This is a genomic window from Cupriavidus respiraculi (genome assembly GCF_914271545.1).
Taxonomy (GTDB): domain Bacteria; phylum Pseudomonadota; class Gammaproteobacteria; order Burkholderiales; family Burkholderiaceae; genus Cupriavidus; species Cupriavidus respiraculi.
Map to the genome: position 1 here is coordinate 357,985 of NZ_CAJZAH010000001.1, position 14,520 is coordinate 372,504.

14 protein-coding genes are annotated in these 14,520 nt (G+C 66.2%); 10 read left to right on the plus strand and 4 right to left on the minus strand.

Annotation, left to right across the window (positions count from 1 at the left end):
• Positions 1 to 269: 269 nt before the first annotated feature.
• Positions 270 to 2,462 carry a TonB-dependent siderophore receptor gene (locus LDO27_RS01525; RefSeq protein ID WP_224039236.1) on the plus strand — a complete coding sequence of 731 codons (2,193 nt, stop codon included), beginning with the start codon at positions 270 to 272 and terminating at the stop codon, positions 2,460 to 2,462.
• Positions 2,463 to 2,509: 47 nt separating this feature from the next.
• Here the strand turns inward: LDO27_RS01525 and LDO27_RS01530 are convergent, their stop codons facing one another.
• A complete protein-coding gene (locus LDO27_RS01530; RefSeq protein ID WP_224039237.1) occupies positions 2,510 to 3,412 on the minus strand; it encodes a LysR family transcriptional regulator in 903 nt (300 codons plus the stop codon).
• A gap of 167 nt (positions 3,413 to 3,579) precedes the next feature.
• On the opposite strand from LDO27_RS01530, the gene LDO27_RS01535 reads away from it, so the two are divergent.
• The 9 genes from LDO27_RS01535 (at position 3,580) to LDO27_RS01575 (ending at position 10,940) form a co-directional block, all read left to right on the plus strand.
• On the plus strand, positions 3,580 to 4,365 hold the full coding sequence (locus LDO27_RS01535) for an SDR family NAD(P)-dependent oxidoreductase (RefSeq protein ID WP_224039239.1): 786 nt from the start codon (positions 3,580 to 3,582) through the stop codon (positions 4,363 to 4,365).
• Positions 4,366 to 4,409: 44 nt separating this feature from the next.
• Positions 4,410 to 4,703 carry a putative quinol monooxygenase gene (locus tag LDO27_RS01540; protein WP_224039241.1) on the plus strand — a complete coding sequence of 98 codons (294 nt, stop codon included), beginning with the start codon at positions 4,410 to 4,412 and terminating at the stop codon, positions 4,701 to 4,703.
• Positions 4,704 to 4,732: 29 nt separating this feature from the next.
• Positions 4,733 to 5,239 carry a cupin domain-containing protein gene (locus LDO27_RS01545; protein ID WP_224039243.1) on the plus strand — a complete coding sequence of 169 codons (507 nt, stop codon included), beginning with the start codon at positions 4,733 to 4,735 and terminating at the stop codon, positions 5,237 to 5,239.
• A 282-nt stretch (positions 5,240 to 5,521) separates the two neighbouring features.
• Positions 5,522 to 6,505, plus strand: coding sequence for an ABC transporter substrate-binding protein (locus LDO27_RS01550; protein WP_224039245.1), 984 nt, complete (start codon positions 5,522 to 5,524; stop codon positions 6,503 to 6,505).
• Positions 6,506 to 6,531: 26 nt separating this feature from the next.
• Positions 6,532 to 7,299: an ABC transporter permease gene (locus LDO27_RS01555; protein ID WP_224039247.1), complete on the plus strand. Its 768-nt coding sequence runs from the start codon at positions 6,532 to 6,534 to the stop codon at positions 7,297 to 7,299.
• Positions 7,300 to 7,303: 4 nt separating this feature from the next.
• On the plus strand, positions 7,304 to 8,122 hold the full coding sequence (locus LDO27_RS01560) for an ABC transporter ATP-binding protein (protein WP_222205794.1): 819 nt from the start codon (positions 7,304 to 7,306) through the stop codon (positions 8,120 to 8,122).
• 7 nt (positions 8,123 to 8,129) lie between these two features.
• On the plus strand, positions 8,130 to 9,389 hold the full coding sequence (locus LDO27_RS01565; protein WP_224039248.1) for an amidase: 1,260 nt from the start codon (positions 8,130 to 8,132) through the stop codon (positions 9,387 to 9,389).
• A complete protein-coding gene (locus tag LDO27_RS01570; RefSeq protein ID WP_224039250.1) occupies positions 9,382 to 10,125 on the plus strand; it encodes a sulfite exporter TauE/SafE family protein in 744 nt (247 codons plus the stop codon). Before LDO27_RS01565 ends, LDO27_RS01570 begins: the two co-directional genes overlap by 8 nt.
• Positions 10,116 to 10,940, plus strand: coding sequence for an IclR family transcriptional regulator (locus tag LDO27_RS01575; protein WP_224039252.1), 825 nt, complete (start codon positions 10,116 to 10,118; stop codon positions 10,938 to 10,940). The genes LDO27_RS01570 and LDO27_RS01575 overlap by 10 nt, the downstream gene beginning before the upstream one ends.
• Before the next feature lie 138 nt (positions 10,941 to 11,078).
• Here LDO27_RS01575 and LDO27_RS01580 read toward each other — a convergent pair whose 3' ends face one another.
• The 3 genes from LDO27_RS01580 to LDO27_RS01590 form a co-directional block, all read right to left on the minus strand.
• Entirely contained in the window at positions 11,079 to 11,375 is a 297-nt protein-coding gene (locus LDO27_RS01580; RefSeq protein WP_224039254.1) for a YciI family protein, read from the minus strand.
• A 349-nt stretch (positions 11,376 to 11,724) separates the two neighbouring features.
• Positions 11,725 to 12,162, minus strand: coding sequence for a PRC-barrel domain-containing protein (locus LDO27_RS01585; protein ID WP_224039255.1), 438 nt, complete (start codon positions 12,160 to 12,162; stop codon positions 11,725 to 11,727).
• A 107-nt stretch (positions 12,163 to 12,269) separates the two neighbouring features.
• Positions 12,270 to 14,519, minus strand: coding sequence for a molybdopterin-dependent oxidoreductase (locus LDO27_RS01590; protein WP_224039257.1), 2,250 nt, complete (start codon positions 14,517 to 14,519; stop codon positions 12,270 to 12,272).
• Position 14,520 lies beyond the last annotated feature (1 nt).

The window sequence follows — 14,520 nt, forward strand, 5'->3', positions numbered from 1 at the left end:
CGGGACATGCCATTGGAGGGAATGGCTCGGAGCATAAAAGTCCCCCGGCATGGCATTCGGACAACGATCCGAAGGATCCTGCCAACGAGAAGCGCTGTTCCTGGGTTGCGCCGGGATTGCCGGTCGCGGGCGGACGGTGGCGGCGCTACGACAGTCGATTCCGCGGAACACGTCTCGCTTGACGATTGTTCTGCCCGGTAGCAATATGCGCAACTTTGCACTTGAGAATCAATCGCATTCTCATTCCACTGGCACTTTCCTCTACCGATATGACCGCCCGCGCTACGCTGTCCACGCCGCCTTCCCTGGCGACCGTCCGTGTCCGTCCTCTTGCCGCCCTTGCCCGTGTCGTCGTCCTCGCCGGCTTCCCGGTGTGCGGCGCCGCCATCGCGCAGACGGCGCCGCCGGCCGCGCCGGAACAGGCACTGCCGGCGGTGACCGTCAGCGCGCAGCAGGAGATCGAAGTCGGGCCGCAGTTGCGGAAGAAGGCGTCCGGCGGTGCGCTCGGCAACCGGTCGCAACTCGACACGCCGTTCTCGACCACCATCGTGACCGGTGAGGACCTGGCGGACCGCCAGGTCACCAAGATCGGCGACGTGTTCTTCAACGATGCGTCGGTCACGGACAACAGCAATCCGGGTAACGCCTGGGCGTCGTACACCACCGTGCGCGGCCTGCAGCTGGACTGGCGCAATGCCTACAAGATCAACGGGATGCCGTTCATCGCCTACGGGCTGACGATGCCCTACGAGCAGCTGGAGCAGGTCGAACTGCTCAAGGGCGCATCGGGCTTCATGTACGGCTTCGGCAATCCCGGCGGCACGGTCAACTACATTACCAAGAGGCCGACGGACCAGTTCACCGCCAGCCTGGATGTGGGATACCGCTCGTCCAGCGTGTGGATGCAGCATCTCGACGTGGGCGGCAGGGCCGGCCCGGACGACATGTTCGGCTACCGCTTCAACGCCACACATGAAGAGGGCAAGCCCAGCAACGCCGTCGGCCTGAAGCGCAATTCGTTCTCGCTGGGGCTGGATGCGCGCATCACGCGTGACCTGACCTGGACGTTCGACGGGCTTTACCAGGACCGCGACACGTTTGGCGGTACGCCGTCTTTCTATGTGGGCCAGATCGCGCCGAACGGCCGGATCCCTTCGGCCATCAGCGGCCGGGGCGGGCGCTACGCGGGCGACGACGCCCACTTCCTGTCGAACCTGCAGATGTACCAGACCGGCCTGCGATACAGGCTGAACGACGACTGGACCGTCAGCACGACCTACAGCTTCAACCAGCAGTCCCGCAGCCGCAACGAGTCGACCTTCTTCCTGCTCGACAGCGGGGGCGACTACACCGACCTGCGCTACGACGGCACGGAAAAGCAGCAGTTCACCAACTGGACGACGATGGTGGAAGGCAAGTTCAGGACGGGTTTGCTGCGCCATGAGCTGGTCGCCGGCCTGAGCTGGCAGAAGCAGATCGACCGCTTCAGCAGCGACTTCACCAACACCAGTCTGCCGGCGGGCAATCTGTTCGCGCCATACACAGGCGTGCGCTACAGCGACCGCGGCTTTACGCTGTACCGCGCCGGCGACACCACGCAGAAGGCCGCCTTTGTCAGCGACACGGTGCACTTCAACGATCAGTGGTCCGTGCTCGCCGGCGTGCGGGCGACCAACTACGAGCAGAACGGCTACGTCGCACCGGGCGCGGCCGGCACCGCCACGCACTACAGCAAGAACGGCCTGCTGACGCCCACCGTGGCGATCATGTACAAGCCGATGCCCAGCACCATGCTGTACGGCAGCTACGTGGAGTCGTTCGACGGCGGCGGCATCGTCTCGTCGTTCTACTCGAACGCGGGAGCCGCGCTGACGCCGGCCAAGAGCCGCCAGTACGAGCTGGGCGTGAAGACCGACCAGGGCCGCTGGACCGGCACCGCCGCGCTCTTCCGCATCGAGCAGCGGACCGAATACGGCCGCGACGTTGGCGGCACGCTGCCGGTCTACGTGCAGGACGGCAAGTCGATCTACCAGGGCGTGGAGCTCGCCGGCGGTGCGCGGATCGGCTCGCAATGGGAAGTCGGCGGCAGCGCGATGTACCTGGACAGCTACTACGACCAGGGCCAGCTCAACCTGGACAATCGCGTGGCGGGCGCCCCCAACCTGATGCTGACCGGGCGGATCGCGTATCTCGTGCCGTTCGTTCCTGGCCTGCGCGTCGGCATCGACGGCAAGTACACCGGCTCGGTCAAGGCTCGCCCCGAAGGCGACCTGGAGCTCGGCGGCTACACGGTGTTCAACCTCGGCGCGACTTACCGCACCCGGCTGAGCGGTCGCGACCTGACGCTGCGCGCGGCGCTGACCAACCTGACCAACAAGCGCTACTGGGGTTTCCAGTACGCCAACTACATCCAGCCCGGCGATCCGCGCGCCATCAGCCTGAGCGCGAGCATCGCGTATTGACGAAGAAGGGGCGCCGCGGCGCCCCTTCTTTTCGGCCCTGATCGGGCTCATCCGACCGGCTGGAAATCGCGCGACAGCAGCGGCACCAGCCTTTCCACGAGAAAGTCGATGAAGACCCGCGCTCGTGCGGGCATATGCCGTTGGCTGCTGAATACGACATGAACATCCTCGACGTCTCCACCGTTGAATCCCGGCAACAGCTCGACGAGCCTGCCGGTCTTCAGGTCTTCGATCACATGAAATAGCCCCAACCGGCTGATGCCCAGACCGTCCAGTGTCAGCTGGCGCATGGTTTCGCCGTTGTTGGTCAGCATGCCGCCGCGCACCGGCAGATACACCGTCTTGCCATCGATCCTGAATGGCCACTCATCGAGCATTCGCCGGAAATTGAAGCGGAGGCAGCGGTGGGAGGCGAGATCGCCCGGCACCTCTGGCGCGCCGAATCGCTCGACATAGCCGGGCGCGGCAACGACCGCGCGCCTGCTCAGCGCAAGCTTGCGTGCCCGGAAGTTCGCGTCGGTCGGCAATTGCCCCATGCGCAATGCGACATCGACGCGCTCGCGCTGCAGATCGACGACGGAATCGGTCAGCGAAAGATCGACGGTCACGCCGGGATAACGTGCGGCGAATTCCGGAATCAGCGGAACGATGTAATGCGTCCCGAGAGGCAGCGAGACGTTGACGCGCAGCACGCCATGCGGTGCGTCCGTGTCCTGCGAAACCCCGAACTCCGCTTCCTCCATGTCGCCAAGAATGCGGACGCAGCTTTCGTAGAACTGTTTTCCCTCGCTGGTCACAGCGAGATGGCGCGTCGAGCGTTGCAGCAGCAGCACCTTGAGCCGCGCCTCCAGCCGGCTGATCAGCTTGCTGACGGCCGAAGGTGTCATGTCCAGTGTCAGCGCGGCGGCCGAGAAACTGCCCGTTTCCACGACACGCACGAACACCTGCATCTCCCCGCTTCTCGTGTTCATTCCTTCGTGAATTCAATTCAAAGATGATGTTCCGTTGCGCGTGATTGTATGCGGAATCGGCGTGCGCCAGACTTGCGGCCAATGACTGGTTGCCCATCGACCATCAGGACCTCTTCCCCAATTTCCATCTGGAATAAAACCTGATCATGCATTTGAACCTCGCAGGAAAGACGGCCCTCATCAGCGCATCCACTTCCGGGATCGGTCACGCTACGGCGTTGCAGCTGCTCGAAGACGGCGCCACGGTCATCATCAATGGCAGGCATGCCGACATCGTCTCCGAAGTCGTCAAACGCCTCGCAGCGCGATTCGGCGACCGCGTGCTGCCCCTGGTGGCAGACCTGAGCACGGCGGCCGGCGCAGAGATCGCCGCCGCGACCTACCCGTCGGTGGACATCCTGGTGAACAACCTCGGCACGTACGCGCTGAGCGATTTCTTTGCCACCAGTGACGACGACTGGAAGCGCATGTTCGAAGTCAACGTGTGGAGTGGGGTGCGGCTCGCGCGCAGCTATATGAAATCCATGCTCGATCGCGGCCACGGCCGGGTGATCTTCATGTCAAGCGAGGTCGCGCTGACGCCGATGGCTGCCATGGCGCACTACAGCGCCAGCAAGGCAACACAGCTGTCCATCTCGCGCAGCCTGGCAGAGCTGACGAAGGGAACGTCCGTCACCGTCAACGCGGTGCTGCCAGGCCCTACCGAGACCGAAAGCCTGAAGGAATTCATCGAATCGGTGAATCCGACGCTCTCCTATGAAGAAGCGGAACGCAAGTTCATGGCCGAGAACCGTCCGTCCTCGCTGATCGCGCGCCTGGCCAAGCCGGCGGAGGTCGCGAACGTCGTGGCATTCCTTTCCAGCGACCGCGCGGCGGCCATCAATGGTGCTGCGATTCGCGCGGAAGGCGGCACGGTCCAGACGATCGCCTGACTGTTCCGGCAGTTGTCCAACGCGCGAAGGTGAACCACATCGTCATGAGCACACCGCTGGTAATCATCGCCCAGGCGTGGGCGAGACCGGGTTTCGAACAACAGCTGGTCGACGCGCAGAAGCGCCTGGTGGAAGCCGCAAGGAATAGTCCGGGGTGCTTGCGATACGAACTCAACGTCTCGACGCAGGACCCGGGACATATCGTGTTCCTGGAGCAGTGGGCTTCGACCGCGGACTGGCAGCGGCACATGTCCGGCCCCCACATCCATACGTTCCGAAGCACGGCGGGACACCTGATTGCGGATTTTGCATTGATGCAAATGAGGCAAGTCGCTTGAAAACCGACCAATAAACCAATCGCACCAACATGAAAACGTCTCGAATCCTCTCCCTGCTGGTTCTGGCCGGCGCCCTCGGCGTATCGCCTTTGGTCTCTGCTGCCACGCCTTCCGTGGCGCAAGCGGACCACGTGCCCCAGTTGATCAATCCCGCCAGCCTGAAGTGGGAGAAAACCATTCCCGCGCTGGGCAAGGACTCACCCGAATACGCGATCCTTCATTCGGATCCGAAAACGAAGCTGACCACGCTGATGTTCCGCACGCCGATTGCGGTGCATATCAAATCGCATACCCACGATCTTGCGGAAACGCACGTGGTCCTGAGCGGTGGTACTCACGTGTTCGAGTCGAACGGCGTTCGCTACAACATCGAAGGCGGCGGCTACTTCCGTATGCCGGGAGGAACGGTTCACGAGGCCTGGCTGCCCGCCGGGTCCCAGACGCTGAACATTCTCGAGAGCGGGTGGGAGGTCAATTGGCTCCATGGCGGCCCGTCGGTCGAAGACGCCGACCAATACCCGCCGAAGAAGAAGTAAGGGGTTTTCATGATCCCAAGGCGCCGCGCGAAGCCGCGGTGCCACCCCGATTTCGGGCGTGAATGGGGACCCGCGCCAAAACTGGGCGCCCCTCGCCCGCAAACGTCGCCAGTTTTCCCGGAAATGGCGCACATGTGCCAGCGGGCATGGCGATTTCCTGCCATATCGGCGTGGCCCGACTCTTGCGTTACGAATCTTAGTTTTCGGGACGGATCGTCCCGGAAATTAAATCCACCCCGTAACCATTGCGCACATCCCAGCGACAGTGCGCCAGGAGTCAAGATGTTCGTTCGCTTCATGACCCGCCATGCTCGCGCCGCCCTGGGTTTGGCGCTGACCTTCGCAGCGCTGTCCGCAACCGCGGCGCAAGTCGTCAATATCGGCGTGCAGCCCGCCACGCAACCGATCTATATCGCCAAGGCGGCTGGCTATCTGGCGCCGCTCGAGGCCAAGTACAACGTGAAGTTCGCCTTCCACAGCTTCCCGTACGGCGCTCCGGAGAACCAGGCCATGGCGGCCGGCAGCCTGGACCTGGCTTCGGCCGGTATGGGCCCGGCGGTGGTCGCGGCGGCGCGGCTGCCGGCCAAGCTGCTCGGCATCACCATCCTGGAGCAGACCGCGATCGTCGTGCCCAGCGATTCGAAGGTGCGCACCATCGCCGATCTGAAAGGCAAGCGCATCGCCTACCCGGGCGAAGGCTCGCAGCAATACCCGCTGCTGCTGAACGCGCTGCAGAAGGCCGGCCTGAAGGCGTCCGACGTGGAACTGTTCAAGACCTCCGGCTCGCAGGTCGGCACGCTGGTGGAGCAACGTAGCGTGGACGCCGGTATTACCTGGGACCCGCACATCTCCAAGGCCCTTGCCGGCGGCAAGACCCGCGTGTTGTTGAAGGCCGAAAAGATCCTGCCTCTGAAGGGCGGACATTACGTCGGCGACGGCTTCTACGGGCGGACGGCGTTCATCGATGCGCATCCCGAACTGGTGCGCGACGTCATGGCGGCGCAGATCCGCGCGATCAAGCTGATCAACAACGAACCGCATAAGGCCGTGGAAATGTGGGCCAAGGAGATCGGCTTCCCGCCGAAGGTCATCGAATATTCGCTCAAGGAAGGCATCTCGGTGTATTCCACGGATATCGTGCCCGACGCCGACACCATGAAGGTCTACGCCTCGTTCCTGAAGCAGGCCGGCATCCTGCAGGATGGCGACGAGCCGAAGCTCGCCCCCGAACCCGCGCGCCAGGCGCTGGCGATCGAGAAGCCCTGATGCGCCGACCTCCAAAGGAGAAGCCGATGGTTGCGCTTTCCCGGTCGGTGGCAAGCCGTGTATTTCCCTATCTGGCCGCGATGATTTCCGTCGTGTTGGTATGGAAGTTCGTCGTGGTGCTGACTCAACCCAGTCCTGCGGTTCTGCCGTCGCCGGAGCTGACCGCCCAAACGCTGTACGGGCTGTTCTCGTCCGGCACGATCTTCCGCGACATCGGGGCCAGCCTCGGGCGCGTGCTCACGGCCTGGCTGCTGGCGGCATGCGTCGCCATTCCGCTCGGGCTGCTGCAGGGCACGCGGCCGCGGCTTGCACGCGTGGTGGAGCCGGTGGTGGAACTGTTCCGGCCCATCTCGCCGCTTGCATGGATCCCGATGGCGATCCTGTGGTTCGGCATCGGCGAAGCGGGCAAGGTGTTCATCATCTTCATCGCCACGTTTTTTCCGATCCTGCTCAATACGGTGTCCGGCGTCAAAGCCGTCGATCCCGTGCTGGTGCGCGCCGGCCGCGTGCTGGGCTGCAATTCGGACGCCCGCCTGTTCTGGCAGGTGGTTCTGCCCGCGGCAATGCCCACGATCCTGGTGGGCCTGCGCATTTCGTTCGGGATCGGCTGGGCCGCGATCATCGCCGCCGAACTCGTGGCGGCCAACAAGGGCCTGGGCTATCTGATCGCCAACGGCATGGAGATCCTGCGCTCCGACCAGGTGCTGGCAGGCATGGTGATCATCGCGCTGCTGGGCATCCTGATCGACAGCGGCTTTCGCATGCTCGGCCATCGGCTGGGCCACAAGGAGTAGAACGATGGACCAGGCTGTGTCCACCGCGTCCCGTGTGGGCGTGGCGATCAACAACGTATCCAAGCTGTACCAGACGCGCGCCGGGGACGCCGTGGAAGCGCTTCGCCCCGTATCGCTGGACATTGCCGGCGGCGAGTTCGTCGCGCTGATCGGCCCGTCGGGCTGCGGCAAAAGTACGCTGCTCAACATCGTGGCCGGCTTCGAGGCGCCGAGCGCCGGGTCCGTCCATGTCGATGGCGAGAAGGTCGTGCGCCCGGACATGCGGCGCGGCATGGTGTTCCAGCAATATGCGTTGTTCCCATGGCTCAACATCCGCGACAATATCGCCTTCGGGCTGCGTCAGAAAGGGATGCCGCGCAGGGAGCGCGAGGCGGTGGCCAACCGGTATCTCCAGCTTGTCGGGCTCGGCGAATTCGGCGACGCGCGGCCCGATGCGCTGTCGGGCGGCATGAAGCAGCGCGTGGCGCTGGCGCGCGTGTTCGCCACGGAACCGAGCACCATCCTGATGGACGAGCCGTTCGGAGCGCTCGATGCGCTCACGCGGGGCTTCCTTCAGCAGGAGCTGCTGCGGATCTGGCGCGAGCACCGAAAGACCGTGCTGCTGGTTACCCATTCCGTGCAGGAGGCGCTTTATCTGGCGACGCGCGTGGTGGTGATGACAAGCCGGCCCGGGCGCATCAAGCTGGACCAGCGCGTGGACCTGCCTTATCCGCGCAGCCTCGCGACGCCCGGCTTTCGCGAACTGGAAACTGCGATTCTCGCCGCCCTCGACGACGAGCTGCGCAAGACGTATGGAACCGCACCCGCGATGGTGTCGGACTGATATCGACATGGCTTTCCCCACTTTGTCTACGCCTGGCAGCGTGCAGCAGCATATCGCCGCGGCAATGGCGCACGTGCGCGAACGCGACCAGGCGTTGCACGCCTTTATCGAACTCGATGAGCCAGGTGCCATGCAACGCGCCCGTGCGCTCGATGGCTTGCCGCAGTCCGGGCACGGGCGCCTTCATGGCATGCCGGTCGCCATCAAGGAAGTCATCGATGTGGCGGGCCGGCTGTGCGCCTGGGGCTCGCCGTTGCATGCGGGACGCCGGCCCGCCGACGACGCGCCGCTGGTGCGGCGCCTGATCGATGCGGGCGCGGTTCCGATCGGCATTACCGCGTCCACCGAGTATGCGTTGGCAGCCGCGGCGGCGACCGTCCATCCGCGCGATGCGCGGCGCTCGCCCGGGGCATCGTCCAGCGGATCGGCCGCGGCTGTCGGCGCGGGCATGGTGCCGGTGGCGTTGGGCACGCAGACCATCGGCTCGATCATCCGTCCCGCCGCATATTGCGGCGTGGTCGGCTTCAAGCCGAGCTACGGCCGCTATCCGACCGACGGCATGTTGTGCCTGTCGAAGCAGCTCGACCACGCTGGCGTGCTCGCGGCGAGCGTCGCGCACGTGATCGCGGTGGACCCCATCCTGGCCGGCGACGACCGCACGGCGTCCATCGAGCAGACGCCACGGCTGCGCGTGGTCCGGCCCTGGTTCGAGGAGACGATGGCGGAGGCCGTGTCGGTGGCGCTCGACACCTTCCACGAATCGCTGCGCCGGGCGGGCTTCGGCCTCGACGAACTGGTCATCGATGCCGATGTCGCAGCTGCCGAGGCCGCATTGACGGATACGCTGCTGACGTTCGAGCTGGCGCGGCGCCATGGCGCGACGTTGCATGGCGCCCCCGACAAGGTGTCCGCCGAGCTGCGCGCGATGCTGGCCAGGGGCGAGGCGGTGAGCGAGTCGCGCTTTGGCGAAGCGGTGGCGCAGCAGGCCGCGTTTTCCGGGCGCCTGGACGCGATGCTGGGGCCCGGCGAGTTCGCGCTGGCACCGGCCACCGTCGGACTCGCACCACTGCTGGCGGAGGGATCCGGCTCGCGCGCACCGCAGCGGCTGTGGACGCTGGCCGGCATGCCCGCCATCACGCTGCCGGTGGGCGAGCATGGCGGCCTGCCCGTGGGAGTCCAGCTGATCGGCCGCATTGGCGAAGACGCCGCGCTGCTGCGGGCCGCCGCACGCATCGAAGCCGTCGTCAATGGGCGTGCCGATGTCTAGCACCGCGCTGCTGCCGCTGGCCGCGACCACGGCCATCGTGTTCTCGGGCACGCTGGTCCGCGCGGTATCGGGCCTCGGTTTTTCCCTGGTGGCGGTGCCGTTGCTCTCGCTTATCTGGACACCGGCGCAGGCCGTCGCCATCGCCGTCGTCTTTCAGACGCTGAGCACGCTTCCCATCGTGGCCGGCGACTATCGGCTGCTGGACTGGCGTCTGCTCGCGCGCATCTGCGCCGGCGGCGTGGTCGGCATGCTGCCCGGTCTTGCGCTGCTGCAATGGCTGCCGGACGACGCCATGCGTGTCGCGCTGGCGGGCATTCTGTTGCTGTCGATCGCGGTAATCGTGGCCGGCCGCCGCCTGGTCCGCACGATGACGCCCGGGCGGCTCACGCTGGTCGGCATCTGCGCGGGCCTGGGGCAGGGGATGGCCGGCGTCGCCGGACCGCCGCTGATGTCCGGCCTGCTGGCGATGCCCGACCTCGGGCCGCGCGTCATCCGGCTGACGGCGGCTACGGTATTCCTGATTCTCGGCGCCGTCTCCGTCGCCGCCCTCGGCATGCATCGTTCGCTCGGGGTCATGACGGCAGGCGAATACGCGACTGCCGGCACCGGCATGCTGGCGGGGCACCTCGCCGGAGAGAGGTTGTTCGCCCGGGCGGGGGCGTCGGGCTTTCGCCGCTACGTGCTGGTGGTAATGGTTGCGTCGGCATTGCTGACGCTGGTGCCGCTATGGCAATAGACTCCCTCGCGATGAACACGGACATCAGTAATGGCGATCTGGACCGGGTCCGTACGACCGGATCCGCATTGGAAAAGGCGGTGGGCATCCTCGAGGCGCTTGCCGAGCAGGTACGCGCGCTGAGCGTGAGCGAACTCGCGGAGCTGACCTCGATGCCGAAGCAGACCGTGCATCGCGTGGTCCGCCAGCTCGAGGAACTCAACCTCGTCGCGCGCGAGGCCGGTACCGACCGCTATGTGTTCGGCGGGCGGCTGCGGCAGATCGGCGTGGCCGCGCTGTCGGCGCAGCGGCAAACGCTCGCCACGCGGCAGATCCTCGCCGAGCTGGTCGCACAGATCGGAGAGACCTGCAATATCGGCGTGCTCGACGGGCCAGAGGTGCTCTATGTCGACCGCGTGGAATGCCACTGGCCGCTGCGCGTGCAACTGCGTCCCGGCAGCCGCGTGCCTTCGCATTGCACAGCCATCGGCAAGCTGTTGCTGGCGCATCTTCCCGGGGCGCAACGCCGGCAATTGCTTCCGCAACTGGAGCTGACCGGATACACGCCCAACACGCTCGTCACCGTGCCCGATCTGGAGGCCGCGTTGGCCGACATCCGGGGGCAGGGCTACGCGATCAACCGCGAAGAAGATTCGCTCGGCCTGAACGCGCTGGCCGTACCGGTGCGCGACGCGGGGGGCAAGGTGCTGGCGGGACTCGCGGTCCATGCGCCCACCGCGCGCCTGCCGCTTGCCGACATGCTCGCACGGCGGCCGCTGCTGGAAGCCGCCGCGGCGAAGGCCGCGGAGGTGCTGTTCTCCGCCTCCGCCGGATGACGGTTCCTTTGCGGCATGGGAGGCAGCGCTGTTCCGGAGCGGTCTCCATGATCCTGCCTCAGGCATTTGCGGGGTACTAATCGCGCGCAGCGGCCGCATGACGCCGCAACGGGTGACGCGCTCGGACGGACCCGCGCCTCAGAGGCAGCAAACGCCGTCGAGATAGGCCTTGCGCCAGCGCGTGATCCGCACTTGCTCGAACAGCGCCGCCCGATAGAACGGATCCGCTTCGATCAGCGCCTGCGCGGCCTCGCGTGTGTCCACATCGACGATATAGACGCCGCCGCCGGCATCGCTGCCATCGTCGTTGAGCTTGGCGCCGCAGGCCAGCAGCAGCGACTTGTTGGCTTCGAGAAAATCCAGGTGCGCGGGCCGGTTGGCCTTGCGGACGTGCTGGTGGTCGGGCTTGTCGAAGGTCTCGATGAGGTACGGCACGGCGTCTCCTTCCTTTGTCGTTGGTTGGCGGCAGCCATCAAGGTGGCGCGGGGAGGCGCACCTGGACCGTCAGACCTGCGCGTGCCAGGAGAGCAGGGCCGGGACAGGTCGGTTGGCCGGCCATACCGACATCATGATCGAGAACATGCCGATGCGGGAAGGGGAGGGCCACGACGAACAGGGTGCTGCGATCGCTATGTCGCCATCGCAGGGGGCAAATGGATGGCGCCGGCCGCCGCGATGGCGCGCGGCGTGCCGGCCCAGCCGGTCGGGATGGAGCCGTCGGAATTACATCGCCTGTAAGAACGACGCGCCGCCGTACGGCCTTACATCGTCAGCATCCTGGTCGTCATAGCGGCCCGGCGCTGCCGACCCAGTACGGCTGGCGTTCCCAGTACTGATGCAGTTGCGTACCCCATTGCGAGTCCGCCATGCGCGGCCATTGGTCCTTGTTGAAGCCTGGCGCGGCCTTGATCCGCTCGGCGGTCAGTCCGAGGCGGAAGCAGTTCTCGTCGGTATCCATGACGAGCGCATTCCACGGGATGGCATGCAGCGTGTCCCCGATGCCCAGAAAGCCACCGGTGGTCAGAACGGCATAGGCAATGCGGCCGTGCGGCACGTCCAGCATGATTTCGCTGATCTCGCCGACATGCTCGCCGTCCGACGAGTAGACCTTCGTGTCTTCCAGGCTCGAGGCCGCCATCACTTCGGGGCCAGGGCCTTCTCCGACACCTGAACCTACGATATTCGCGCCGCCTTGATTGGTGCCGGGTTGGGAGGAATTCATTACCGTCTCCTTGGTGTGTTGGCAGGAATACGGTTAGCCGCAACGACCATGCCATCCCGCTGCAGTGCCCGCCGGTACGGAGCAGGCCGTGCATGGAAGCCGACATGTCATGGCTCGCCCGGGGACACCTCCACCAGGCAGCTCATCGCATTCGGTCCCTGGGTCAGGTCCGACGTGCCGATATCCAGTGTCAGCGTATTGGCTGCTCCAGCGCGGTCGATGCCGTTGGCGTCGGGATCGTACCAGGCACCGGTGGCGATCATCGCCACGCCGCGCGCCACGCCGTCGCTGACCGCCAGGCCGGCCGCGATGGCGCCGCGCGCGTTGTGCACGCGCACCCGCATGCCGGCATGCAGGCCGCGGGCGGCCGCGTCGGCCGGATGCAAGGTGATGCGCTCCGCGCCGGCCACCTTGCCCGACTGCGCCAGCGGCGCCGGGTCGAGCTGGCTATGCAGCCGGTCGGCCGGCTGTACCGATACGAGATGCAGCGGATGGCGCCGGGCCTCCGGGGCGCCCAGCCATTCGGCCGGAGGCTGCCAGTTCGGATGCGTGCCGCAATCGTCGGACAGGCGGCCGAGTGTGGCGCTGGACAGCTCGATGCGGCCGCTCGGTGTGCGCAGTGGATGCGAGCCGGGATCACGGCGGAAATCGTCGAACAGCACGAAGTCCTCGGAGGGCGATGGCAGCGCGACATGGCCGGCGCGCCAGAACGCGTCGAACGCGGGCAGCTCGATGCCTGCGCGCGCCTGGGCCTCGCGGCAGCGTGCGTAGATGGTCGCGATCCAGTCGCGCTCGCCGCGATTCTCGGTAAACGCCTCGCGATAGCCGAGCCGGTCGGAGAGCTCCGTGAAGATGTCGAGGTCGCTGCGCGTCCGGTGCAGCGGCGCGATGGCCTGGTGCATGGCCAGCACATAGCGGTCGCGCGACGAGCCGCCGATATCGTTGCGTTCGAGCGATGTGGTCACCGGCAGCACGATGTCCGCATGGCGCGCGGTGGCGGTCCAGTAGATGTCCTGCACGATCACGGTCTGCGGACGCGCCCATGCTTCGCGCAGCCGCGTCAGCTGCTGATGGTGGTGGAACGGATTGCCGCCGGCCCAGTGGACCAGCTTGATGTCCGGATAGTGGCGCGTCTCGCCCTTGAACCGGTATGCCGTGCCAGGGTTCAGCAGCATGTCCGACAGGCGCGCGCACGGAATGTCGAGGTTCGCCGGATTGCGGCCGACCGGCATTTCCGGACCCGGTGTGGCCACGCGGGGATTGCCCACGCCATTCATCGAGCCATGCCCGAAGCCGAAGCCGCCGCCGGGCAGGCCGATCTGTCCCAGCATGGCCGCCAGGGCGATGGCCATCCAGTACGGTTGCTCGCCACGATGCTGGCGCTGCACGGCGAAGGAGCAGGTGAGATAGCTGCGCTTACCTGCCAGTTGCGCTGCAAGCCGTTGGATGCGTTCGGCCGGAATGCCGCAAATCGCGGCTGCCCAGGCGGCCGTCTTCGGCACGTCGTCGGGCCGGCCCTGCAGATAGGCTTCCAGTTCGGCCCATCCGCTGCAGTGCGACTCGAGGAACGCCGTGTCGTGCGCATTCGCGCGGGTCAGTTCGTAGGCCAGCGCCAGCATCAGGGCCACATCCGTGCCGGGCCGGATCGGTATCCATTCGGCCCCGAGGAAGGCCGGGCAATCGTCGCGCGTGGGGCTGATGTTGATCACCGTGGCGCCGCTGGCGGCGAGCTTGCGCAGCCAGTATTCCTGCGTGTGTTCCGCCGCGCCGCCCGACGATACCTGGCCATTCTTCAGTGCCAGCCCGCCGAACGCGACGAAGACCTCGGTATTTGCAATGAGGCTCGGCCATGCGGTGACGCGGCCCGTCAGCGGCCGGTCGGTGCCGATCACATGCGGCAGCAGGAACTGCGCGGTGCCCCAGCTGTAGTTGCCAACCTGATCGACGCAACCGCCGCCCGCGAAATGAAAGCGCCGGATCAGCGAGCGGGCGTGGTGCAGCCGACCGGCCGAAGACCACCCATAGGAGCCGCCGAATACGCCCGCCGCCCCATGCCGGTCCCGCACCCGGCGGATTTCGCCGGCGACGAGCTCCATGGCCGTGTCCCACGAAACCTCGACGAAGTCGTCCCGGCCCCGCGCACGGCCATCGCTCGCCTCGCGCTGCGCCAGCCAGCCACGCCGGACCATGGGCGTGCGGATGCGCGTGGGCGAGTAGACCATCGGCACGATGGCCTCCAGCAGGGGCGACGGATAGGGATCGGCGGCAAAGGGCTCGCAGCGGACCAGCCTGCCATCGTCGACGACGGCGGTGAAGGCGCCCCAGTGCGCCAGTTGAGGGTAACGGCGGACTGTCACG

Excerpts from the sequence above, each read along its gene's own strand:
- LDO27_RS01540 (WP_224039241.1), top strand. The coding sequence starts at position 4,410 with ATGAGCACACCGCTGGTAATCATCGCCCAGGCGTGGGCGAGACCGGGT.
- LDO27_RS01565 (WP_224039248.1), top strand. The coding sequence starts at position 8,130 with ATGGCTTTCCCCACTTTGTCTACGCCTGGCAGCGTGCAGCAGCATATC.
- LDO27_RS01550 (WP_224039245.1), top strand. The coding sequence starts at position 5,522 with ATGTTCGTTCGCTTCATGACCCGCCATGCTCGCGCCGCCCTGGGTTTG.
- LDO27_RS01525 (WP_224039236.1), top strand. The coding sequence starts at position 270 with ATGACCGCCCGCGCTACGCTGTCCACGCCGCCTTCCCTGGCGACCGTC.
- LDO27_RS01560 (WP_222205794.1), top strand. The coding sequence starts at position 7,304 with ATGGACCAGGCTGTGTCCACCGCGTCCCGTGTGGGCGTGGCGATCAAC.
- LDO27_RS01530 (WP_224039237.1), bottom strand. The coding sequence starts at position 3,412 with ATGCAGGTGTTCGTGCGTGTCGTGGAAACGGGCAGTTTCTCGGCCGCC.
- LDO27_RS01555 (WP_224039247.1), top strand. The coding sequence starts at position 6,532 with ATGGTTGCGCTTTCCCGGTCGGTGGCAAGCCGTGTATTTCCCTATCTG.
- LDO27_RS01545 (WP_224039243.1), top strand. The coding sequence starts at position 4,733 with ATGAAAACGTCTCGAATCCTCTCCCTGCTGGTTCTGGCCGGCGCCCTC.
- LDO27_RS01575 (WP_224039252.1), top strand. The coding sequence starts at position 10,116 with ATGGCAATAGACTCCCTCGCGATGAACACGGACATCAGTAATGGCGAT.
- LDO27_RS01585 (WP_224039255.1), bottom strand. The coding sequence starts at position 12,162 with ATGAATTCCTCCCAACCCGGCACCAATCAAGGCGGCGCGAATATCGTA.
- LDO27_RS01535 (WP_224039239.1), top strand. The coding sequence starts at position 3,580 with ATGCATTTGAACCTCGCAGGAAAGACGGCCCTCATCAGCGCATCCACT.
- LDO27_RS01570 (WP_224039250.1), top strand. The coding sequence starts at position 9,382 with ATGTCTAGCACCGCGCTGCTGCCGCTGGCCGCGACCACGGCCATCGTG.